At 70.1% G+C, this 20,788-nt stretch carries 20 protein-coding genes; 8 read left to right on the top strand and 12 right to left on the bottom strand.

The features are described from left to right. Positions 1-67: 67 nt before the first annotated feature. Genes DSC45_RS03040 through DSC45_RS03030 form a run of 3 tightly spaced genes read left to right on the top strand, consistent with a single transcriptional unit; the run spans position 68 to position 3,623 of the window. Positions 68-592 carry a PadR family transcriptional regulator gene (locus tag DSC45_RS03040; protein WP_119286694.1) on the top strand — a complete coding sequence of 175 codons (525 nt, stop codon included), beginning with the start codon at positions 68-70 and terminating at the stop codon, positions 590-592. After that, a complete protein-coding gene (locus tag DSC45_RS03035; protein ID WP_119286692.1) occupies positions 589-1,275 on the top strand; it encodes an ABC transporter ATP-binding protein in 687 nt (228 codons plus the stop codon). The genes DSC45_RS03040 and DSC45_RS03035 overlap by 4 nt, the downstream gene beginning before the upstream one ends. Then, on the top strand, positions 1,272-3,623 hold the full coding sequence (locus DSC45_RS03030; RefSeq protein ID WP_119286691.1) for an ABC transporter permease: 2,352 nt from the start codon (positions 1,272-1,274) through the stop codon (positions 3,621-3,623). The genes DSC45_RS03035 and DSC45_RS03030 overlap by 4 nt, the downstream gene beginning before the upstream one ends. A gap of 80 nt (positions 3,624-3,703) precedes the next feature. On the opposite strand, the gene DSC45_RS03025 is transcribed toward DSC45_RS03030, so the two are convergent. The 4 genes from DSC45_RS03025 to DSC45_RS03010 all read right to left on the bottom strand — a co-directional run bounded on the left by DSC45_RS03025 (position 3,704) and on the right by DSC45_RS03010 (position 8,960). Continuing rightward, positions 3,704-5,236 carry an AI-2E family transporter gene (locus DSC45_RS03025; RefSeq protein ID WP_240434355.1) on the bottom strand — a complete coding sequence of 511 codons (1,533 nt, stop codon included), beginning with the start codon at positions 5,234-5,236 and terminating at the stop codon, positions 3,704-3,706. 118 nt (positions 5,237-5,354) lie between these two features. Then, positions 5,355-6,074: an aggregation-promoting factor C-terminal-like domain-containing protein gene (locus tag DSC45_RS03020; protein ID WP_119286689.1), complete on the bottom strand. Its 720-nt coding sequence runs from the start codon at positions 6,072-6,074 to the stop codon at positions 5,355-5,357. A 456-nt stretch (positions 6,075-6,530) separates the two neighbouring features. Then, a complete protein-coding gene (locus DSC45_RS03015) occupies positions 6,531-7,853 on the bottom strand; it encodes an RNA 5'-3' helicase PhoH2 (protein ID WP_119286687.1) in 1,323 nt (440 codons plus the stop codon). Between the two features lie 345 nt (positions 7,854-8,198). Next, the gene (locus DSC45_RS03010; protein ID WP_119286884.1) at positions 8,199-8,960 is read right to left on the bottom strand and encodes an isoprenyl transferase; all 762 of its coding nucleotides are present in this window, start codon (positions 8,958-8,960) and stop codon (positions 8,199-8,201) included. 224 nt (positions 8,961-9,184) lie between these two features. On the opposite strand from DSC45_RS03010, the gene mgrA reads away from it, so the two are divergent. Next, a complete protein-coding gene (gene mgrA, locus DSC45_RS03005; RefSeq protein WP_119286685.1) occupies positions 9,185-10,222 on the top strand; it encodes an L-glyceraldehyde 3-phosphate reductase in 1,038 nt (345 codons plus the stop codon). 299 nt (positions 10,223-10,521) lie between these two features. On the opposite strand, the gene DSC45_RS03000 is transcribed toward mgrA, so the two are convergent. Further along, positions 10,522-11,508 carry a prepilin peptidase gene (locus DSC45_RS03000; protein WP_119286684.1) on the bottom strand — a complete coding sequence of 329 codons (987 nt, stop codon included), beginning with the start codon at positions 11,506-11,508 and terminating at the stop codon, positions 10,522-10,524. Positions 11,509-11,593: 85 nt separating this feature from the next. Between DSC45_RS03000 and DSC45_RS02995 the strand changes: the two genes are divergently transcribed. Next, positions 11,594-11,947 (top strand): DUF192 domain-containing protein, encoded by a 354-nt coding sequence (locus DSC45_RS02995; RefSeq protein ID WP_119286682.1) that lies wholly within the window; start codon positions 11,594-11,596, stop codon positions 11,945-11,947. A gap of 15 nt (positions 11,948-11,962) precedes the next feature. Here the strand turns inward: DSC45_RS02995 and DSC45_RS35605 are convergent, their stop codons facing one another. Next, on the bottom strand, positions 11,963-12,463 hold the full coding sequence (locus DSC45_RS35605) for a hypothetical protein (RefSeq protein WP_162929103.1): 501 nt from the start codon (positions 12,461-12,463) through the stop codon (positions 11,963-11,965). Between the two features lie 648 nt (positions 12,464-13,111). Between DSC45_RS35605 and DSC45_RS02985 the strand changes: the two genes are divergently transcribed. Then, positions 13,112-13,711 (top strand): AAA family ATPase, encoded by a 600-nt coding sequence (locus tag DSC45_RS02985; protein WP_162929102.1) that lies wholly within the window; start codon positions 13,112-13,114, stop codon positions 13,709-13,711. A 3-nt stretch (positions 13,712-13,714) separates the two neighbouring features. On the opposite strand, the gene DSC45_RS02980 is transcribed toward DSC45_RS02985, so the two are convergent. From DSC45_RS02980 to DSC45_RS02965, 3 genes are all read right to left on the bottom strand, one after another. Next, the gene (locus tag DSC45_RS02980; protein WP_119286677.1) at positions 13,715-14,512 is read right to left on the bottom strand and encodes a class I SAM-dependent methyltransferase; all 798 of its coding nucleotides are present in this window, start codon (positions 14,510-14,512) and stop codon (positions 13,715-13,717) included. Positions 14,513-14,678: 166 nt separating this feature from the next. Continuing rightward, positions 14,679-15,263 (bottom strand): hypothetical protein, encoded by a 585-nt coding sequence (locus DSC45_RS02975; RefSeq protein WP_162929101.1) that lies wholly within the window; start codon positions 15,261-15,263, stop codon positions 14,679-14,681. Positions 15,264-15,560: 297 nt separating this feature from the next. Continuing rightward, positions 15,561-17,192: a hypothetical protein gene (locus tag DSC45_RS02965; protein ID WP_162929100.1), complete on the bottom strand. Its 1,632-nt coding sequence runs from the start codon at positions 17,190-17,192 to the stop codon at positions 15,561-15,563. 399 nt (positions 17,193-17,591) lie between these two features. On the opposite strand from DSC45_RS02965, the gene DSC45_RS02960 reads away from it, so the two are divergent. Then, complete coding sequence (locus DSC45_RS02960) at positions 17,592-18,524, top strand: Rossmann-fold NAD(P)-binding domain-containing protein (protein WP_119286669.1); 933 nt, start codon at positions 17,592-17,594, stop codon at positions 18,522-18,524. A gap of 58 nt (positions 18,525-18,582) precedes the next feature. Further along, positions 18,583-19,014, top strand: a complete 432-nt coding sequence (locus DSC45_RS02955) for a VOC family protein (protein ID WP_240434353.1) — start codon at positions 18,583-18,585, stop codon at positions 19,012-19,014. A gap of 54 nt (positions 19,015-19,068) precedes the next feature. Here DSC45_RS02955 and DSC45_RS02950 read toward each other — a convergent pair whose 3' ends face one another. From DSC45_RS02950 to DSC45_RS02940, 3 genes are all read right to left on the bottom strand, one after another. Further along, complete coding sequence (locus DSC45_RS02950) at positions 19,069-19,410, bottom strand: DUF5713 family protein (RefSeq protein WP_119286882.1); 342 nt, start codon at positions 19,408-19,410, stop codon at positions 19,069-19,071. Between the two features lie 91 nt (positions 19,411-19,501). After that, positions 19,502-19,921, bottom strand: coding sequence for a hypothetical protein (locus DSC45_RS02945; protein WP_240434352.1), 420 nt, complete (start codon positions 19,919-19,921; stop codon positions 19,502-19,504). A gap of 124 nt (positions 19,922-20,045) precedes the next feature. Further along, positions 20,046-20,768 (bottom strand): bleomycin resistance protein, encoded by a 723-nt coding sequence (locus DSC45_RS02940; RefSeq protein ID WP_119286665.1) that lies wholly within the window; start codon positions 20,766-20,768, stop codon positions 20,046-20,048. Positions 20,769-20,788: the final 20 nt, after the last annotated feature.

The following is a 20,788-nucleotide window of genomic DNA, read 5'->3' as shown; positions in this document are numbered from 1 at the left end:
CGCTCGCACATTCTCTATACATGGGGGGTATACACGGCAGGTATACACCCCGTGTACAGTGCTCCGCATGTCCATCGGTCACACCTTGCTCGGACTCCTCGAGTCCGGCCCACGCCACGGCTACGACCTCAAGCGCGCCTTCGACGAGAAGTTCGGCCACGACAAGCCCCTGCACTACGGCCAGGTCTACTCGACGATGTCCCGCCTGCTGAAGAACGGCCTCGTCGAGGTCGACGGGATAGAGGCGGGCGACGGCCCCGAACGCAAGCGCTACGCCATCACCGAGGCCGGCATCACCGATGTGGGCCGCTGGCTCGCCTCGCCGGAGAAGCCCGAGCCGTATCTGACATCGACGCTCTACACCAAGGTCGTCCTCGCGCTCCTCACCGGGCGCGACGCCGGCGACCTGCTCGACACCCAGCGCGCCGAACACCTGCGGATGATGCGCGCGCTCACCGACCGCAAGCGCAAGGGCGACCTCGCGGACCAACTCATCTGCGACCACGCCCTGTTCCACCTGGAAGCCGATCTGCGATGGCTCGAACTGACCACCGCACGACTCGGCCAACTCGCTAAGGCGGTCACCGTATGATCCCCGCAGGCTCCCTCCTGGTCGCCGAAGGCCTCCGCAAGACGTACGGCCCCACGGCCGCGCTGGACGACGCCGGATTCTCGATCCACGCCGGCGAGACCGTCGCCGTCATGGGCCCCTCCGGCTCCGGCAAGTCCACGCTCCTGCACTGCCTCGCCGGCATCGTCACGCCGGACGCCGGCACCATCCACTTCGACGGCCACGAGCTGTCCGCGATGAGTGACGCCGAGCGCAGCACCCTGCGCCGTACCGAGTTCGGCTTCATCTTCCAGTTCGGCCAGCTCGTACCCGAGTTGACCTGCGTGGAGAACGTCGCCCTTCCGCTGCGCCTGACCGGCACCAAACGCAAGGAGGCCGAACAGCGGGCCCTCGGCTGGCTGGAGCGCCTCGAGGTCGACGACGTCGCCGCCAAGCGGCCGGGCGAGGTCTCCGGCGGGCAGGGCCAGCGCGTGGCCGTCGCCCGCTCCCTCGTCACCGGGCCCCGGGTCGTCTTCGCCGACGAGCCGACCGGCGCGCTCGACTCCCTGAACGGCGAACGCGTGATGCAGCTGCTCACCGAAGCGGCCCGCTCCACCAACGCCGCCGTCGTCCTCGTCACCCACGAGGCCCGCGTCGCCGCCTACTCCGACCGCGAGATCGTCGTACGCGACGGCCGCTCGCGCGACATGGAGCACGCCGTATGAGCAACCCCCGCATCTGGGCACGCGACCTCGGCCTCGGTATCCGCTTCGCCGTCACGGGCGGGCGCGAGGCCTGGGTCCGCACCCTCCTCACCGCGGTCGGCGTCGGACTCGGCGTCGCCCTGCTCCTGGTGACCGCGGCCCTGCCGACCGCGATGAACTCCCGCGAAGCCCGCGGTGACGACCGCAACGACAACACCTTCTCCTCGCAGAAGGTGCCTGCGGCCGAAGACACCCTCGTCATCTCCGCCGTCGACACCGACTTCCGGAGCAAGAGCGTCCGGGGTCGGCTCGTCGCACCGGACGGCGCGAAGGCGCCCCTGCCGCCCGGTGTCTCCGCGCACCCGAAGCCCGGCGAGATGGTCGTCTCCCCCGCACTCGCCGAGCTGCTGAAGTCCGACGACGGCAAGATGCTCCGCGACCGGCTGCAGGCGAAACAGGTCGGCACCATCAGTGACGCCGGCCTGATCGGCCCCGGCGAACTCGCCTACTACGCGGGCGCCGAGAAGCTGGTCCCGAACGGCTACCCGACCATGCGCATCGACCACTTCGGGCCTGCCGACTCCGCGGACGATCCGTTCGACCCCGTACTCGTACTGCTCACGCTGCTCGTGTTCGTGGTGCTGCTGATGCCGGTCGGTGTGTTCATCGCCGCCGCCGTACGATTCGGCGGCGAGCGTCGCGACCGGCGCCTGGCCGCGCTCCGCCTGATCGGTGCGGACGGCCGGATGACCCGCAGGATCGCGGCCGGTGAATCCCTCGCGGGCGCCCTGCTCGGCCTCGCTGTCGGCACCGGCTTCTTCCTGATCACACGCGCCGCAGCAGCCGACATCGAGGTCCTGGACGTCAGCGTCTTCCCCGCGGACCTCGACCCGTCGCCGGCTCTCGCCCTGCTCGTCGGCATCGCCGTACCGGCCGCCGCCGTCGCCGTCACCCTCTTCGCCCTGCGCAGCGTCGTGATCGAGCCGCTCGGTGTGGTCCGCACGGCCAAGCAGCCCCGGCGCAAGCTCTGGTGGCGGCTGCTGCTGCCGATCGCCGGGCTGGCGATGCTGTACCCGATGGTCGGGCAGGGCCGTGACGGCGGACGGTTCAACGAATGGCTCGTCACCGCCGGCGTGGTGCTCCTCCTCGTCGGCATCACCGCCCTGCTGCCCTGGCTCGTCGAGGCCGTCGTCGTACGCCTCGGCAGGGGCTCGCTCTCCTGGCAACTGGCCGTACGGCGCCTGCAGTTGAGCAGCGGCACCGCTGCGCGCATGGTCAACGGGATCGCGGTGGCCGTGGCCGGAGCCATCGCCCTGCAGATGATGTTCGCCGGCGTACAGGGCGACTACACCTCGGCGACCGGCCAGGACCCGCGCCGTGCGGAACTCGAGGTCCACGTACCCGACTCCGGGCAGGCCGAGCAGCAGATGCAGGAGACCCTGCGACGCCTGAAGCAGACCAAGGGCATCGACCGCATCACGGCCCCCCTGATGACCATGGAGGCCGCCGACGGCAGGACGGAGCCGGACCGCAGCACGACGTTGAACACCGGTACATGCTCGGCGCTGCGCGAACTCGCCCGGATCACCTCGTGCAAGGACGGCGACGTGTTCATCGTCTCGCGCACCGAGGACATCGGCGACGACGAGGACGCGACCCGTCTCGCCAAGGCCGGCAAACAGCTCTACCTCGACCCGAGCTACGACGGCTACCGGGGCAAGCAGGTGCCGTGGAAGGTTCCGACCGAGGTCCGCGAGGTCACGGCCCGCGACAGCCCCGGCGGCTACGCGAACACCGGCATCCTCGCCACCCCCGGCGCGCTCACCGCTTCAGGCACGCCCAACCAGAGCGGCACACTCTGGGTCAGCACCGACAACTCGGACCGGGACGCCGCCGAGCGGGTGCGCAACGCCGCGGCCGCCACCTCGCCCTTCATCGACATCTACCGCTACAAGGCCAGCGACGAGACCGACCGCTTCGCCTCGCTGCGTACCGGGCTCTACGTCGGCGCCATCGCGGTCCTGGCGCTCATCGGGGCGAGTCTCCTCGTCTCCCAGCTGGAACAGCTGCGGGAGCGCAGGAAGCTGCTCTCCTCCCTGGTGGCCTTCGGAACCCGCAAGCGCACCCTGAGCCTGTCGGTGCTGTGGCAGACCGCTCTGCCCGTCGCGCTCGGCCTGACCCTCGCCACCGTCGTCGGACTCACCCTCGGGTCCGTACTCCTGAAGATGGTGGACCGGCCGATCTCACCGGACTGGGCCTCGTTGGGGGCGATGACCGCCGCCGGCGCCGGAGTCGTCCTCGTGGTGACCGCGCTCAGCATGCCGCCGCTGATCCGCCTGATGCGCCCGGACGGGCTCCGGACGGAGTGACCTCCTGATACCAGGAAGGCCCCAAGTACCCGGATTGCCGGGGTACTTGGGGCCTTCCTGGTTCGTCGGGGCGCGGTCGCCTAGGCGGGGTCCCGGGAATCCTCCGGGTCCGCGCCGACCGCCCGAGCCGGTGCGGCGCCGGCGGCCGTCGCGCCCTGCGGCTGAGCCGAGTTCCGCAGGGACTGCTCCGCCGCGTAGGCACGCAGATAGCCGACCACGGTGTTGGTGACGGCGACCAGCGGTACGGCGACCACGGCACCGCCGATACCGGCGACGAAGCCGCCCGCGGCGACGGACAGCACGACCGCGAGCGGGTGGACCCGCACGGCACGGCCGAGGATGAACGGCTGCAGGATGTGGCCCTCGATCTGCTGCACCGCGAGCACCACGATCAGCGCCATCAGCGCGGTGAACACGCCCTGCGTCACGAGCGCGACGACCACCGCCAGCGCCCCGGAGACGACCGCTCCGACGAGCGGGATGAACGCGAACAGGAAGATGAAGACGGCGAGCGGTACCGCCATCGGCACATCGAGGAAGTAGATGCCGAGTCCGATGAAGATGGCGTCGATCAGAGCCACTATCACCGTGCCGCGCACATACGCGGTGAGGGTGCGCCAGGCACGCGGCCCCGCTCCCGCGACGCCGGGGCGCGCCTGCGACGGGACGAGCTTGAGGCACCACTTCCAGATGCGCTTGCCGTCGTAGAGCAGGAAGAGGGTGGAGAACATCGCGAGGAGGATGCCGGTGAGGATCTCCACCATGACCGTGACGCCTTCGAGGCCGGCGGTGGTGATCTCCTCGGTGTTGGTGCCCACGGCTTCCCGCAGGTTCTTGGCGATGTCCTTGATCTGGTCCTCGGTGACGTGGAACGGGCTCTCCAGGAGCCACCGTTGGAGTTCGTCGATGCCCTGCTGGACGCGGTCGGAGAGCGTGTCGATGTTCTCCATGACCTGCCACACCACGAACCAGCCGACGAGACCCATGATGACGAAGCCGGCGATGAACGTGACGGCGGTGGCCAGACCGCGCGGCAGGCCGAGGCGCTTGAGCCAGGCGACCGTGGGCTGCAGCAGCGCGGTGATCAACAGAGCTGCGACGAAGGCGAGTACGACCAGCTGGATGGCGCTGATGGCCTGCATCAGAACCCAGAGCGCTCCGGCGAGAACGAGCAGCCGCCAGCCGGCCTCGGCGGCGACGCGCAACCCCCACGGGACGGCGGCGGCCGCCTCGGGCTTGGCCGCTATGGCCGGTGCGTAGGCCGGGGGTGCGGGTACCTGGACTCCGGAGTCGTCGTTGTCGTCGGAGTCGTCGTCGGAGTCGTTGTCGTCGTAGTCGTAGTCGTCGTTGCCATAGCCGTCGCGACGGGAGGCCAGGCGGGCACGGGACTTGAGGAACGCGCCGGAAGTACGGGGGCGTTCGCCGGTGCCGCGGTGGTCCGAGTCGCGGTGATCCGAGTCGCCGTCGTGCGAACCGCGGCCGTCCGTGGCGCGGTCCTCCGGGGCGTCGTCGCTCGCCTCGCGGGCGGTCCGTTCACGACGCTCCTCCAACCGGTCCCCCACACGCGTCAGTCCAGCGCCGAGCCGGCCGAACCACCCTGGCAGTCTCGACATGATCTTTTCCTTTTCCCCCACCACATGACCCCGGAATTCCGTCTCGACGACCGTACACGCGCGAAGCCCCCCACCGAAGGACGGTGGAGGGCTCCGACAAGTTGAGCGCGTGAGCGACTCAGTACCAGTTGTTCGCCTGCCAGAACTCCCAGGCGCCGCACGGGCTTCCGTACCGGTCGTTCATGTAGTTCAGGCCCCACTTGATCTGCGTGGCCGGGTTGGTCTGCCAGTCGGAACCGGCGGAGGCCATCTTGGAACCCGGGAGCGCCTGGACGAGGCCGTACGCACCCGAGGACGGGTTCGACGCCTGGTAGTTCCAGGTGGACTCGTGGTCCACGATGTTGCTGAAGCACTGGAACTGGCCGCCCGGCACCATCTGCCGTGCCATCGCCTGGACCTCGGAGACGCTGTAGGAGCTCTGCGGCGCGAAGTCGCCCGAGTCGGCGGTGGCCTGGCTGCGTGCCTCGGAGCGGCTTGCCTTCTCCTCGGCTTCGCGTGCCTTGGCCGCCTTCTCGTCGGCGACCTTCTTCTCGGCCGCTTCCTTCTTGGCGACCGCGTCCTTGGCAGCCTGCTGACGGGCGGACTGCTCCGCCGTCTTCATGGCTGCCGAGTCGGCGGCGACGGCCTGGGCCTGTGCCTGGTGCGCGAGCGAGTCCGTCTGCACCTCGGCCTGTTGGCCTGCGGGAATGTCAGCGAGGAGAGTCGCGCCGTCGGCTGCCGTTGCCTCCATGTCGTTGGAGGAGTCGGTGTTGCCCGAGGCAACGCCGACGACAGCACCGACGGTGGTGACCGCGGTGGCTGACGCCACTGCGAATCCCCGGACCGAAATCCGGCTCACACGGTTTCCTTCCAGCATCGCCCGAGAGGTGACCCGGCGGGCGCTAATCGTGCCCCTGACACTGGCCTCCCCCTGATACACGGTCACGGGAGGCACGGACCCGATGGACAACCCTGTGGTGCGGGTGGCCTCTTGGAGCTCGGGTGGCATGCGGCTTCGCTGTGAAGTTTGTGTGGTGCTGCACCTCCCCCAGCGCTGAACGCCTGGGAGGCGCCCCCAGGGGGTGCCCTTGTGCCGCATGCGGGGCCTGACAGGACCCAGACTCTGCCGGAAGCGGACGCCCCGAGGCAATTCTGCGTTGCGTGTTAAAGCTCACACCCCGTTTGCCCCAGGAGTTTTGAGGAAATGCGCGCGTGTCACAACGCCGCCCGGCTAGGCTCTTCGCCTTTGCCGGGCGGCGCATGTTTCGGCCAACTGGGGTAAATGGGGCACCCTTTGCACCCCGGGCCTTACGGCTCAGATATGGCCGTCCTCGAGCATTTCGGTCACCAGGGCCGCAATCTGCGAACGCTCCGAGCGCGTGAGCGTGACATGCGCGAAGAGCGGATGCCCCTTCAGTTTCTCGACCACGGCGACGACTCCGTCGTAGCGGCCGACCCGGAGGTTGTCCCGCTGCGCCACATCATGCGTGAGCACAACGCGGGAATTCGCCCCGATCCTGGACAGAACGGTCAGCAGGACGTTCCGTTCCAGGGACTGGGCCTCGTCGACGATGACGAACGCGTCATGCAGCGACCGGCCCCTGATGTGAGTGAGCGGCAGCACCTCGAGCATGCCGCGCCCCACCACCTCCTCGATCACCTCACGGCTCGTCACCGCGGACAGGGTGTCGAAGACCGCCTGCGCCCAGGGGCCCATCTTCTCGGCCTCGGAGCCCGGCAGATAACCGAGTTCCTGTCCCCCGACCGCGTACAGCGGCCGGAAGACCATCACCTTGCTGTGCTGCCTGCGCTCCAGTACGGCGTCGAGTCCCGCGCACAGCGCGAGCGCCGACTTGCCGGTGCCGGCCCGGCCGCCCATCGACAGGATCCCGATCTCGGGGTCGAGGAGCAGGTCGAGCGCGATGCGCTGCTCGGCGCTGCGGCCCTTGAGGCCGAACACCTCGCGGTCGCCGCGCACCAGCCGCACCTCGCCGTCCGGCGTGACGCGGCCGAGTGCCTTGCCGCGCTCGGAGTGCAGGGTCAGCCCGGTGTGCACGGGCAGCTCGGCCGCCTCGGGCGCCAGGATGGATCCCTGCTCGAAGAGCAGGTCCACCTGCTCGCCGGAGAGCGTGAGTTCGGACATTCCGGTCCAGCCGGAGTCCGTGATGGCCAGCTCGGCGCGGTACTCCTCGGCGAGCAGGCCGACGGACGAGGCCTTGATCCTGAGCGGCAGATCCTTGGAGACGACCGTGACGTCGTACCCCTCCGCCTGCAGATTGCGGGCGACCGCGAGGATCCGTGAGTCGTTGTCCCCCATTCGATAGCCGGCCGGAAGCACGCCGGGATCGGAGTGGTTGAGCTCGACGCGCAGCGTGCCGCCCAGGTCGCCGAGTGGGATGGGGGCGTCGAGACGGCCGTACCGGACGCGGTAGTCGTCGAGCAGACGCAGCGCCTGCCGGGCGAAATAGCCGAGTTCGGGATGCTGCCTCTTGGCCTCCAGCTCCGTGATCACGACGACGGGGAGCACCACTTCGTGCTCGTCGAATCGGGCCAGAGCGCCCGGGTCGGCGAGCAGGACGCTGGTGTCGAGAACATAGGTGCGCCTGTCGGGCATGCGGCGCTTAGTGCTGGTCACCACGGAAGGACGTACCCCCTCGGATGAGGTCGGGGAGCGACGGCGTCGCGGGGGACTGGACCGGGCTCTGGCGCCCATGCGCGGGCCGAGCTCCGGCCCTCCGCGGGTCCGTACTGGGTACGGTCCATCTGGTGCAAGGGGCCTCCCGGGCGGACGGTCACGTACCGTCCGCTGAGATGCGGAGCCCCTTGGCGCGGGGCGCCGATCTGGAAGGGATATTCCCTCGAACACCCGAAGCCATGCCACCGCTTGTCACGGCGGGTGAGTGAAATCGGGGTGACGGTTGTCACCGGGGTGCGCGAGCCGCCCGCTCGGGGATGCCGGCCGCGCCCGTGGAGAGGGGCGGAATCAGGCGCCGTAACGCCGGTGACGGGCCGCGTAGTCGCGCAGCGCGCGCAGGAAGTCGACCTTGCGGAATGCGGGCCAGAAGACTTCACAGAAGTAGTACTCGGCGTGGGCCGTCTGCCAGAGCATGAAGCCGGACAGCCGCTGCTCACCGCTGGTGCGGATGACGAGGTCGGGATCCGGCTGGTCGCTCGCGTAGAGGTGGCTGCCGATCATGTCGATGTCGACGATGTCGGCGAGGCTCTCCAGGCTGGTGCCCTGCTCGGCGTGGGCGTGGAGCATCGAGCGCACGGCGTCGGCGATCTCCTGACGGCCGCCGTAGCCGACCGCGACGTTCACCACTATTCCGTCGACGTCGGCCGTGGTCTCCTCGGCCTCCTTGAGCGCGTTCTGCATCGGCGCCGGCAGCAGGTCGAGCGTGCCGACGTGGCGGACGCGCCAGCGGCCGTCGGAGGACAGCGTGCGCACCACGCCCTCGACGATCTCCAGGAGCGGGACCAGCTCCTCCTGCGGACGGTCGAAGTTGTCCGTGGAGAGCAGCCAGAGTGTGACGACCTCGACATCGGTCTCGGTGCACCAGCCGAGGAACTCCCCGATCTTGTCCGCACCGGCACGGTGGCCGTGGGCCGCCGTGCTGCCGGAGGCACGGGCCCAGCGGCGGTTGCCGTCCATGATCACACCGATGTGCTTGGGCACGGAAGCGGTGTCGAGGCGGCCTTCCACCCGGCGTGCGTAGAGCCGGTAGACCAGGTCGCGCAGGTTCACTCTCTTCAGCCCCTCTGTGCAGACGGCAGTCCGGCGGTCGAACCCGGTGGTCACACGGATCGACGACGGGCCGGCAGTGTCCAGCGGGCGTCCGCAGAGCCCGGTGCGGTGCCTGCCTGGCGCCGCGCGGGGGCCTGCCTGACACCCTCAGGGCCGACACACTACCGCTGCGGGTCAGGGAACCGGGACCACAGGTACGGGTGGCCCTGACGTAGCTTCGTCACATGAACGACGCCTCTTTGTACCGCGCATCCGCGGACCGCTATGACTCCATGGAGTACCGCCGCTCCGGTCGCAGTGGCCTGAAACTGCCCGCCGTCTCGCTCGGCCTGTGGCACAACTTCGGCGACGACCGCGCACTCGACTCGCAGCGGGCCATTCTGCGCCGCGCCTTCGACCTCGGGGTCACGCACTTCGACCTGGCGAACAACTACGGCCCGCCGCCCGGCTCCGCCGAGCTGAACTTCGGCAAGCTGCTCCGGCAGGATTTCGCCCCGTACCGCGACGAGCTGCTCCTGTCGACCAAGGCCGGCTACCTCATGCACCCCGGCCCGTACGGCGAGTGGGGTTCGCGCAAGTACCTGCTCTCCTCGCTCGACGCGTCCCTGAAGCGGATGGGGACGGATTACGTCGACATCTTCTACTCGCACCGTTTCGACCCGAACACGCCGCTCGAGGAGACGATGGGCGCGCTCGCGTCCGCCGTCCAGCAGGGCAAGGCGCTCTACGTGGGTGTCTCCTCGTACAACGCGGAGCAGACGCGTGAGGCGTCCCGGCTGCTGAAGGAGATGGGGGTACGGCCCCTGATCCACCAGCCCTCGTACTCGATGATCAACCGCTGGACCGAGGACGACGGGCTGCTCGACGCCCTGGAGGCGGAGGGCATGGGCTGCATCTCCTTCGTGCCGCTCGCCCAGGGACTGCTCACCGGCAAGTACCTGAAGGGGATCCCGGAGGGCTCGCGGGCCACGCAGGGCAAGTCCCTGAACCCGGACCTGCTTTCGGACGAGGTGGTGCGGCGCCTCAACGGTCTGAACGACATCGCCCAGCGGCGCGGCCAGTCCCTGGCCCAGCTGGCGCTCACCTGGGTGCTGCGGGACGAGCGGATGACCTCGGCGCTGATCGGGGCGTCCAGCGTCCGTCAGCTCGAGGAGAACGTCGCGGCGCTCGATGCGCCGAAGCTCACGGCCGAGGAGCTGACGGAGATCGACACCTTCGCGGTGTCGACGCCGGGCACGAACATCTGGGCCGGGCGGAACTGACGCACTGCCCGCAGCCGGGCCGCCCGAGGTGGTCCGGCTGCGCGGCGCGGCCCGTCACGAGCCGCTGTCGTCAAGGGAATTGCACGGCGTACGGGGCCGGGCTCGGCACGCAACGGCGGCCGGGCATGCGTCGGACCTGGGAGAAAGCCGGGGAACGGGGTGCGCTCGCCGGGCCGGACGGCGCGGGAGAACGGGCAAGAAAAAACGGGCCGGTCCGTGGGGGGGATACGGACCGGCCCGAGGGGGGGTTTCCACCATAACCCTTCGTGAGCGATGACGTGTGCATCGGCGTGGCGTAATTACACTCCGAGACCGCCGAGCAACAGCGCGGTGAAGGATCCGGCCAGCATGCTCGGGCCCAGCGGCATCGCCGTACGACGCCCCGCCCGCTTGGACGACAGCAGTGCGAACGCGTAGGCGCCGCCGTAGAAGATGCCGAGCACGAAGCCCCTCGTGACGGTGTCCCAGCCGTACCACCCAAGAGTTACACCGAGTACGAGCGCCAGCTTGACGTCGCCGAAGCCGAGGCCGCTCGGGTGGATCAGGAAGAGGATGAAGTAGGCGGCGCCCAGGGCGAGTCCGCCGAGCAGGGCGGTGGCCCAGGAGCCGGCCGCGGCGTCGCCGAGGGCGGCGAACCCGAGCAGGACGGCGCCCGCACCCGCGGCGGGCAGGGTGAGCATGTCGGGCAGCCGGTGGACCGTGGCGTCGATGACGGCGAGCAGGATGCCGAGCGGCAGCAGGAGCAGGAAGGCGGGCGTCTCGGGGCGCAGCCCGGAACTCGCGGCGAGGGCCGCGCAGAGCAGCGCGGTGACCACGGCGACCACGGGGGTGCGCGGGCCGAACCAGGGTGCTGTGGCGCGGCTGTTGACCGGGGCGACGGCCTCGGGGGCCTCGTCGTCCTCGGAGTCGTCCTGTGAAGTGGTCTCCTCCGCCGGGTCGGTGGCGTCCTCGTCCCGGCGCGCGGGCTCGGGGATCGTCGGCCCGTCGGGGCTCGCGTCCGGGTCCGCGTCGGTGCCGGTGACCCTGCCCGCGTCGGCGGTGCGGGGGGTGTCCGGCACGGTGGCCGGGACGGTGGCGGCGGGCGCCGGGGCACCGTCCGTGGCGCAGGCGCGGCAGCGGGCCGTGCCCAGCCAGGCGCGCGCGGGGCCGGTCAGCTCGTGGCCCTGCGGGCAGGTGGAGCGCCACGGCTGGCCGGAGCGCACCGAGAAGCGGTACGCGACCCGGGGCAGCAGAAGTCCGGCCAGGGCCCCGTAGGCGACGGATGCGGCTATCAGAAGTGCGAACACCCGGCGACCCTATGCGCACCGGTACCTCGGGTCATGGGTCCGGGGACCCAACCTCTGCGCGGCCGGCCGGGGGTACTGTCCGGGCATGGCGACGCTGACGGTCCTCGACGGGGCAGGTGGAGCGGGCACTGTGGTCGCGCTGGAGATCGCGGACTCCGCACGGGCCCGGCAGCGCGGGCTGCTCGGGCGGGACGGGATCGACGGGGCGCTGCTGCTGTCCCCCGCGTCGTCCGTGCACACGGTGCGGATGCGATTCGCCATCGATGTGGCCTATCTGGACCGGGAGTTGAGGGTGCTCGCGGTCCGCACCATGCGGCCGGGGCGGATCGGGGCGCCGCGACTTGGCGCCCGTCACGCACTCGAGGCGGAGGCGGGGCGGATGGCCGAGTGGGGTGTGCGGGCGGGGGCTCGGGTCGCGATCGGCCGGGAGCCGCTCTAGTCGGTCCGGTGCGGCCTACTGGGGCCCCTGGTCGCGTCGATCGATGCTCACGTCGACGACGACGGCGGCGAAGCAGCCGACGGCCACGGCGAGGCTGGCGAAGAGGATGCCCTCGGCGACCGCGTCCTCCCACAGGTACGTGAAGTTCACGGCGAAGGCGCCGAGCGGCACCGTCATCGCGGCGAGCAGGTGCTGCACGGGAGAGTTGCGGAACGGCTCGGGGTGCAGGCGCGCGGCGACCAGGGTGACCAGAGCGCAGGCGGCGGCGGTCGGCAGGTAGAGGACGAGCATGCGCCAGGCCAGGGAGCCGAGTTCGGTCTGGTCGACCAAGGGCTCCTGCAGGTACAGGTCCCGGAAGTAGAGGACGAGCGCCAGCGTGACGCATCCCGCAACCCATGCCCTGACGAGCGCGAGCAGCGCGGCGAGCGGTCCCGCCCGTCGCGTCCCTTGTCCGGATCGGCCCGCACCCCGGTTCCCTCGACCGGACCTGACCGTCCCGCTGTCTCCGTAGCCCATGTACGGAACGTACGGAAGGAGTGGGCCCAGTCACATGAGCCCGGGGGCCCAACATCTCGCGAAAGGGCCGCCCACCGGCGGAAAGACGCCTCACGGGCCACTCGGGCCCGGGCTGCACCACCTCCCCCGCCAGTGACAGAACGTCACCGAGAGTGGAGGGGGCGGCCCCACGGCACCGCGCGGTCCCCTCCACTGCGCGGTGCCGGGTCACGTCGGCGTACCGACGTGATTCAGCCAGGAATCGAACTTACGTCACACTCACACCTGATTCACTGGATCCGCATAACGATGCGGAATCAACTGAGACCATTTGCCCGTTTTGACGGGATTATGTGGTGAGTTACGCGGATTGGTGACCACCGTGCCCTGTGGCCGGAATCTCACCGGCGCCCCTCCGGGCCGCTCCCGTACCTTCACTCCCAGCACCGCCCTTCCGGCCCCGGCCGGCACCCGGGGCGTCCCGCCCGTACCGCCCCTGTCCTGTCCCTCACCACCTCCGGAGGCCGTGACCGATGACTCTCCGTGTCAGCTGGACCGCCGCGTACGCCCGGCACCTCGATCGGCAGGGCCCGAGCGGGACGCCGTCGTCGGATTCCGGCCCGCCCGGAGACGCGGCGGTCGTGACCGACGGCCTGACGGCGGGTGCCCATGCCTGAGGGACGGGGCAGTGCGGACGGGGCGGAACCCATGGTGATCGACGGCAGCGAACTCGTGATCGTCACCGGCGGCCCGGGGTCCGGGAAGACCACCCTGGTCGATGCCCTCGAGCGGACCGGGCTCGCCCGTACCGAGGAGGCGGGGCGGGCGATCATCCAGGATCAACTGGCGGTCGGTGGACGGGCGTTGCCGTGGCAGGACCGGGCACTGTTCGCCGAGTTGATGCTGGCCCAGGAGTTGCGTACGCACCGTTCGGCGCCGCGCGGTGGCGGGCCCGTGGTGTGCGATCGCGGGGTACCCGACCTGGTCGGCTATCTGCGGCTCGAAGGCCTGCCGGTGCCGGCGCATGTGACGGCCGCGGCACGGAAGTTCCGTTACCACCGGCTGGTGTTCGTGACGCCGCCGTGGCCGGAGATCTACGAACAGGACGCCGAGCGCAAGCAGAGTTACGGGCTCGCGGTGCGCACCTGTGAGGCGATGGAGACGGCGTATCCGGAGTTCGGCTACGACCTGGTGCACGTCCCCCGGGTTACGGTGCGGGAACGCGTCGCTTTCGTGCGCGAGGCGCTCGGGCTGCCGGCCGTGAGCTGAGGGTCAGCGCGGCTTCGCCGCCTCGAAGAGGGTGCGGGAGCTGTGGGCGACGAACGAGCCCTCGGCGACGATGAGTTCGTGCAGCGTCCGCAACCGGTCGCGGTAGGCGTCGACCGTGAATCCGGGGACCATCCAGACCACCTTGCGCAGGAAGTGGACGACGGCGCCGATGTCGTGGAACTCGATGCGCAGCCGCTCCGTCGTCACGTCGACGATCCGCAGGCCGGCCGCCTCGGCCTCGGCACGCTCTGCGTCCGGGTGCCGGCCGTTGCGCACGTCGTCGGGCTGCGGGCCGAGGAAGTACTCGACGAGTTCGAAGACGCTGGCCGGGCCCACGTGTTGGGCGAAGTACGTGCCGCCGGGGGCCAGTACGCGGGCGATCTCGTCGAAGTACGGGCGCACCGGGTGCCGGCTCACGACCAGGTCGAAGGCGCCGTCGGCGAACGGCAGCGGCGGCTCGTCGGGGGCTGCCACCACGGCCGTGCCGAGGGGGTGGAGCAGTGCGGTGGCCTTGGCCACGTTCGGCGGCCAGGCCTCGGTGGCCACGCACAGCGGCGGGCGGGCGGGCACACCGGCGAGCACCTCGCCGCCGCCGGTCTGGATGTCGAGGGCGGCCGAGGCACCGGCCATCCGCTCCCCCATCCGTCGCTGGTAGCCCCACGACGGCCGCTGCTCGGTGGCACGGCCCTCGAACCAGGAGAAGTCCCAGCCCTCGGTCGGCTCCGCCAGGGCCTCGGCGACCAGTGCCTCGAAGTCGGGAGTGGGGTCGGAACCGGGACCGGCCGGGCGTTTCGGGGACATCCCGCGATCGTGCCACCGCGGTCCACGGGCGTCCAACGCATTCCGGAGCACGTCCCCCCGCGGCTGGACCCGGCGCCGGACCGGGCGCCGAGCCGGCCGGAGAACACCGGCCGGCCCGGTGAGGACATGTCCTCACCGGGCCGGCCGACGCGTGTGCAGGAGGCGGTCAGCCGTCCGACACCTGTACCGAGTCGATGATCTCGTCGACCTGGGCGGCGGTGAGCTCGCCCTCCACGTAGTTGATGCGTACGAGGAAGAAGGACTTCTCCTCCTCGGTGCCGACGATGTCGGTGCCGGCGACCATGGCGCCCTTGGGCGCGAGCTTGTCGCCGCCCGGCGACTCCCGCAGCGGGTAGTCGTTGCGGCGTGCGTCGCCCGGCGCCCCGTCCAGCTTCACGTCGCCCACCTTGTCGGTGGCGCTGCCGAAGATGTACGTACGGGCCGCGTCCGCGGCGGCGAACTTGACCGTGCTCGCGGTCGAGAAGTCGCGCCGCACCGAGATACGGCCCACCGTGTCCTCGCCGTCGCGGAGTTCGGCCATCGCGTCGATGTCCTTGCCCGGCTCGGTCTTCTCCCAGCCGTCGGGCACCGCGACGGACACACTGCCCGCGGTCAGCGCCGATCCGTCACCCTCGCCCGAGCCGGAGCCCGAGCCGCCGGATGCGCCCTCGTCGCTGCCGCAGCCACCGGTCAGAGCGACCGCGGCGACGGTCGCGGCGGCCGTGAGGGTGCGGGCGATGGTGCTCCTCATGGGGGTTCCTCTCGGGCTCATGGTGCTCATGTTCCTCGGGGCTCAAGGCTCTCAGGCTCTCGAGGGGCTCGGGGACATCGAGGTCGTGCACGGTGTGACTCGTACGGGGCGGGGTTCGCGGGCCAGGGTCGTGGGTGTGGATCGTAAGCCGTCACCGGATTGTGGGCGGCGGCCCGCCATGGGGGGAGCGGACCGCCGCGGAAGGCAGACCCACCTGGGGGGCGTAAACGGTGAGTCCGCCGCTCTGGAGGCCCGGTGCCGTACCCGATGGCCGGGACGGCAGCCGGGCCATGCCGGTCATCCTTCGCAGAGCTGGTTCGGGATGTAGCGGCGGCTGTCGCCCTCGGGTGCGGGGGCGCCCAGGTAGTCGCCGGTACGGATCTTGGCGTCGGTCTCCGTCATCGTCCGGTTGTAGCCGAGGCTCGCCATGACGTTGAGCTCGAAGCCGAAGTCGTCCTTGCTCTCGACGGAGTCGTAGGTGACCTTGCTGCTCTCCGCCTCCTCGAAGAGGAGGTTGCCGAACTTGTCGTTCGCGTCCTTCGGCCGCTCGGTGGGCGACGGGTCCATGAACGCGGTCTCGAAGGGCTTGGCGGCGTTCGACGGGTCGTTCAGCCAGTCCTCCGCGGTCTTCCGCATCTCGTCGCCCTCGGGGCCCTTGGGAATGTCCAGGGTGGTGGTGACCACCTCGGTGTCGCCGATCTGGCCGCCGACACTCGTGGAGCCCGAGTCCTTCTCGCCGTCCGGGCCCTTCTTGTCACCCTCGGCACCGACGCCCGCCTCGGCGCCGGCCTTGGTGTCGACGGTCCGGGTGATGGTGATCTTCTGGAGCTCGTTGGAGTCCGCGTCGCGGGTGACACCGATCGCACCGTTGCGCTTCTGCCCGGCGTACGCACCGGCGTTGGCCACACCGGCGTCGATCTCCGCCTGCAACTCCCCCTCGAGGCTGAAGCCGTAGGTCTCCGTCGTGGTGTTCTTGATGTGGTCGTCGGTGACGGTCATCTTGCCGGCGACGTCGATGCTGCCGCTCGCGCCGACCTCGATGTCGTCGCCGACCGCCGGTCCCGCGAGGTTGCCCTCGACGCCCGCGCTCAGCTCGACGGAGCGGAAGTCGATCTGGTTCAGCTCCATGCTCTTGCTGATCCGGTCGCGCAGCTCCGGGTTGGACTTCGACACGTGCTCGCGCCAGCCGTCGCGGATGAGCTTCCAGCCCGGCTTCGTCCAGGCGCTCTCCTCGGCCTCGTGCAGCCGCTGGAGGTCGTCGCGGAAGCTGAGCGCCTCCTCCTCGCTGTCGAAGACCCAGGTGTTGCCCTGGGAGATCTCGACGTCTCCGCCGATGCTGACGCTGGCCTTGGCCCCCGCCTCCGCGTCCTCGCCGCCGGCCTTCGCGCCGCCGCCGGCCTTGAACTCGGCGCCCGCACTGTCTCCGTTGACGAACGTCATGTGGTACTTCTTCGAGACGTTGCCGTTCGCGTCCTCGACGTTGAACTCTTCCATCTTGAAGTCGAACTTGTCGCCGACCGTGAACCAGAGGATCTTCGCCTCGTTGCTCACGGTCTCGGTGTGGGCGCTGACCTTGCAGCGGTCCGGGCGGTAGTCCTCGTCCGTCTTCTTGTCGTCGGCCTCGTCCGATGAGCTGCCGCAGTTGCCACCGCCCTCCCCGACGATGCTGCTGACGGCACAGCTCACCCTGTCGGCCACGGTTCCGGCCAGGCCGAGCCCGCTGACGGCCACCACGATCGCGGCCACCACGACGAGTACGCCGGCCAGTTCGATGGTGCTCACGCCCTGGTCAGGGGCGAACCTCCGCCGCGCGTACCGCTTCGGTGTGTGCCGCCGGAGTGCCCGGCCGCCGGGGCCGCTCCTCGACGTCGTGACTTCGGCGCCCCCCGTACCGGCGCCGATGTCCCGTCCGTCCGCCTTGCGCGGCATGCCCATCCCCCTCGCCCCGACCCGGCCTCGCGGACGCAGGTGATGACTGTGATGAAGAGGAAGCTACGGTTCGGACCACCTCGAGAGGATGGGCCCCGGGGCCCAACTCCGGTTCCAAAGCCCCGTGGCCTGGGCCCACGCCTGCCGAAGCGTCCCTTCTGCCAGATCCGCGCCGAACGCCGCGTGAGCTGCTGCCCTGCCGCCCCTCTCGCGCACCGGGCACCCCGAGACCTACTCCGCGTACGGAGCTATCGGACCAGTGCGGCGGCGGACGGCTACCAGGGGGACCCGTCCGACTGAGAGCGGCAGGAGCGGCCCGCCGACACCGTGGACGATCGCTTATGGGGTCGAGCGTCACAGCGATGTTCCGGCCCGGGCCCGCGCAGTTGACTGACGGGCATGACAAACACCCAGAACGCACAGAACACCCAGAACGCACAGAACACGCAAAGTACGCAGAACACGCAGCACATACCGAACTCGCAGTACGACCGCACGCGGAATCGTGGCCGGCAGGCCACCCCCGAGGGCACCACCCTCGTCATCGGCGGCACCGGCAAGACCGGTCGCCGTGTCGTCGAGCGGCTGCGCGCTCGCGGTCTGCCCGTACGGGTCGGTTCGCGCTCCGGTGCACCGGCCTTCGACTGGGAGGACTCCCGCACCTGGGAGGCCGCCCTCGACGGCGTGGGCTCCGTCTACGTCACCTACTACCCCGACCTGGCCTTCCCGGGCGCCGCCGAGCACATCGGCGCGCTCTCGAAGCTCGCCGTGGCCAAGGGGGCGAGCCGTCTCGTCCTGCTGTCCGGCCGCGGCGAGGAGGGTGCGGTGCTCAGCGAGAACGCCCTCAAATCGTCAGGCGCCGACTGGACGGTCGTCCGGTCCAGCTTCTTCCACCAGAACTTCGACGAAGGCTTCTTCGTGGACCCCGTACTGGCCGGTGAGCTCGCACTGCCGACCGGGCAGGCCGTGGAGGCCTTCGTCGACGCGGACGACATCGCCGACGTGGTGGTGGCCGCGCTGACCGACATCCGGCACATCGGCCGGACGTACGAGGTGTCCGGGCCGCGGCTGCTCGGATTCGGCGAGGTGGCCGAGGAGTTGAGCCGGGCCACCGGCCGCGACATCCGGTACGTGCCGGTGAGCAAGGACGAGTACCGGGCGGCGCTGGCCGAGCACGGGCTGCCCGAGGACTTCGCCGACCTCTTCGAGACCGTCCTCGACGGCCGCAACGCACACCTGGTGCACGGCGTCGAGGAAGCGATCGGCCGCAAGCCGAAGGACTTCGCGGACTTCGCCCGCGAGACCGCGGCCCGGGGGGTGTGGGACGTCTGACGCGTGGCCCCCTTGCACAGGTGGCGATGAGTTTCCGTCCGAGGACCGGTCTAGCTTGATGACTCACTCGACTACGGAGGACACGGCCATGGGCGTACGGATCAAGGACTTCGACCACCTGGTGCTCAATGTGCAGGACGTCGAGCGGGCCCTGGAGTTCTACTGCGGCCCGCTCGGCCTGGAGCCGGTGCGGGTGGAGGAGTGGCGCGCGGGCAAGGTGCCCTTCCCCTCCGTGCGGATCAACGCGAGCACGATCATCGACTTCTTCGCGCATCCCCGCTCGGAGTCGAACGTGGACCACATCTGTCTGGTCGTGGAGCCGCTGGACTGGCACGAGGTGATCGACTCCGGCACGTTCACCGTGCTCGACGGCCCGGTGGGGCGCTTCGGAGCCCGGGGCGACGCGCAGTCGATCTACATCCACGACCCCGACAAGAACACGATCGAACTTCGCTGGTACCCCGAGGACGTGAACGACGGCCCGCAGTAGACCGCCGGCGGCCCGAGGCCCTGCCGTAGCGGGCGGCGCTTCCGCCGCCCCGGCTCACCAGGTGCGCGGGGCAGTCAGTTCCTCGTCGTCGGCGTCCTCGAAGCCGTACGCCTGGGCCACCAGCCAGAACCCCTCGCCGATCTCCTCGCGGGCCGTCGTCTCCAGCTCGCTGCCCGCCTCGTCGAACTCACCCTCCAGGGCGTTGAACTCCTCCGTGGCCGCATGCGTCAGCACGTACAGCGCGGGCAGGTCCGCGGGGCGCTCCGCCTCGATGCGCTCGCACAGCCTCAGCAGGATCGCCTTGCCCTTGTCGACGAGATGGTCCGGGAAGTACGAGTCGTCGTAGAGCATGCGCAGCAGATCGTCCTGCGCCAACCGCTCGTTCGTGACCGCCATCGTGCCGTCCCCCTTCTCCGCCGAACCGGCCGAATCCCGACCGGCACCGATCATGCACCCCGGCACTGACAGCCGCCCCGGCCGGGGCAGTTCAGACCTCGGCGTCGTCCTGGTCGTCGTCCTGGTCGTCGTTCTCGTCGTCGGCCTCGGCGTCCTCGTCGTCCTCGCCCTGCGACCAGGCCGCGACCGGCAGCGTCAGGTACACCCCGAAGTCCTCGAGACCGGTCGCGTCCGCGATCGCGGCGTGGAGGCCGTCCGTGCGTTCCTGACGGTCGTCGGCCCGGCTCGCGAACCACTTGGACCGCACCTCGATCACCACGTCAAGACCCGAGCGGTCGAACGGTCCGAGCGCACGGAAGCGGATCTCCACATCCCCGGGCCCGAGATCCCCGTCGTACGGCTCCTCCGGGCACTCGACCGCAACGGACACCAAGTGCGGCAGCACCGAGGAGAGTTCACGGAGCTCTCGCTCGGACACATCGGAGGAGTAGGTCACTTCGACAAGCGGCATGGGGCCACCCTAAGAGGCCACGCCGACAGCTCCGGCCCTCAGCCACGACGCGCCCGGAGGGCCAGATGGAGGTCAGCGCGCCGAGGACCGCTCCGAACGGCGGGCCGACGATCCGGCGCGGATGTCACACCGCAGGCTTCGGCTCCGAACCCGCCAGGTCCTGCAGCCTCTCCAGGTCGCCGCCGACCGACTGCCGTTCCTCATCGGTGAGTTGGACCGCGGCGGCCTTCTTCAGCGTGGACACCGCCGTCACCTCGTCACCGAGGCGCCCGGCCACGTCGCCGCGCAGCACGAGGAGGCGTACGAGCTGCACGGGCGTCGGCCGCTCGCCCTCGAGCCCGAGCGCCCGGTCGATGATCTTCGCCGCACCTGCCGGGTCCTCCTTGGAGTCGGCGAAGAGCGTGGCGTTGTGCAGCGCTCGCGCGAAGGTCTCCTTGGGGGCGGGCCGGTGGTGCAGGTCCTCACTGATGGGCTGTCCGACCCGGATGCAGTTGCCCCCGGGGTCGGTCATCAGGAACTGCCGCACCCCGTAGGACATGTCCTTGAGCGGCCCGATCCGCGGAATGCCCCGGCTCGGGATCTTCCCGTACGCGGCCTTGAGCCCCGCCCTGAACGCCTCGTACAGCCCGTCCACGTCATCCGTGAGGACATAGCACGTGCTGTACGACGCGCTGGGCTCGTACCTCTTCATGCCGAAGAACTGCAGCCCGATATCGCCTCGTTCGACAGCTGCGAACGGATTGGGGCTCTTCTGCAGGAAGGTCACCTCGAAACCGAGAGCCGTGTAGAAGTCGACGACGGGCTGGATGGTCTGGCAGGGGAGCAGGGGGATCGTCTTTTCGGCCATACGCAACACGCTAGTCAAAA

Source organism: Streptomyces sp. YIM 130001 (genome assembly GCF_003574445.1).
Lineage (GTDB): Bacteria > Actinomycetota > Actinomycetes > Streptomycetales > Streptomycetaceae > Streptomyces.
The sequence above is the reverse complement of the archived record's forward strand: the minus strand, read 5'-3'. Positions and strand labels throughout refer to the sequence as shown.

Excerpts from the sequence above, each read along its gene's own strand:
- DSC45_RS03040 (WP_119286694.1), top strand. The coding sequence starts at position 68 with ATGTCCATCGGTCACACCTTGCTCGGACTCCTCGAGTCCGGCCCACGC.
- DSC45_RS03035 (WP_119286692.1), top strand. The coding sequence starts at position 589 with ATGATCCCCGCAGGCTCCCTCCTGGTCGCCGAAGGCCTCCGCAAGACG.
- DSC45_RS03030 (WP_119286691.1), top strand. The coding sequence starts at position 1,272 with ATGAGCAACCCCCGCATCTGGGCACGCGACCTCGGCCTCGGTATCCGC.
- DSC45_RS03025 (WP_240434355.1), bottom strand. The coding sequence starts at position 5,236 with ATGTCGAGACTGCCAGGGTGGTTCGGCCGGCTCGGCGCTGGACTGACG.
- mgrA (WP_119286685.1), top strand. The coding sequence starts at position 9,185 with ATGAACGACGCCTCTTTGTACCGCGCATCCGCGGACCGCTATGACTCC.
- DSC45_RS02995 (WP_119286682.1), top strand. The coding sequence starts at position 11,594 with ATGGCGACGCTGACGGTCCTCGACGGGGCAGGTGGAGCGGGCACTGTG.
- DSC45_RS35605 (WP_162929103.1), bottom strand. The coding sequence starts at position 12,463 with ATGGGCTACGGAGACAGCGGGACGGTCAGGTCCGGTCGAGGGAACCGG.
- DSC45_RS02985 (WP_162929102.1), top strand. The coding sequence starts at position 13,112 with ATGCCTGAGGGACGGGGCAGTGCGGACGGGGCGGAACCCATGGTGATC.
- DSC45_RS02980 (WP_119286677.1), bottom strand. The coding sequence starts at position 14,512 with ATGTCCCCGAAACGCCCGGCCGGTCCCGGTTCCGACCCCACTCCCGAC.
- DSC45_RS02975 (WP_162929101.1), bottom strand. The coding sequence starts at position 15,263 with ATGAGGAGCACCATCGCCCGCACCCTCACGGCCGCCGCGACCGTCGCC.
- DSC45_RS02965 (WP_162929100.1), bottom strand. The coding sequence starts at position 17,192 with ATGCCGCGCAAGGCGGACGGACGGGACATCGGCGCCGGTACGGGGGGC.
- DSC45_RS02960 (WP_119286669.1), top strand. The coding sequence starts at position 17,592 with ATGACAAACACCCAGAACGCACAGAACACCCAGAACGCACAGAACACG.
- DSC45_RS02955 (WP_240434353.1), top strand. The coding sequence starts at position 18,583 with ATGACTCACTCGACTACGGAGGACACGGCCATGGGCGTACGGATCAAG.
- DSC45_RS02950 (WP_119286882.1), bottom strand. The coding sequence starts at position 19,410 with ATGGCGGTCACGAACGAGCGGTTGGCGCAGGACGATCTGCTGCGCATG.
- DSC45_RS02945 (WP_240434352.1), bottom strand. The coding sequence starts at position 19,921 with ATGCCGCTTGTCGAAGTGACCTACTCCTCCGATGTGTCCGAGCGAGAG.
- DSC45_RS02940 (WP_119286665.1), bottom strand. The coding sequence starts at position 20,768 with ATGGCCGAAAAGACGATCCCCCTGCTCCCCTGCCAGACCATCCAGCCC.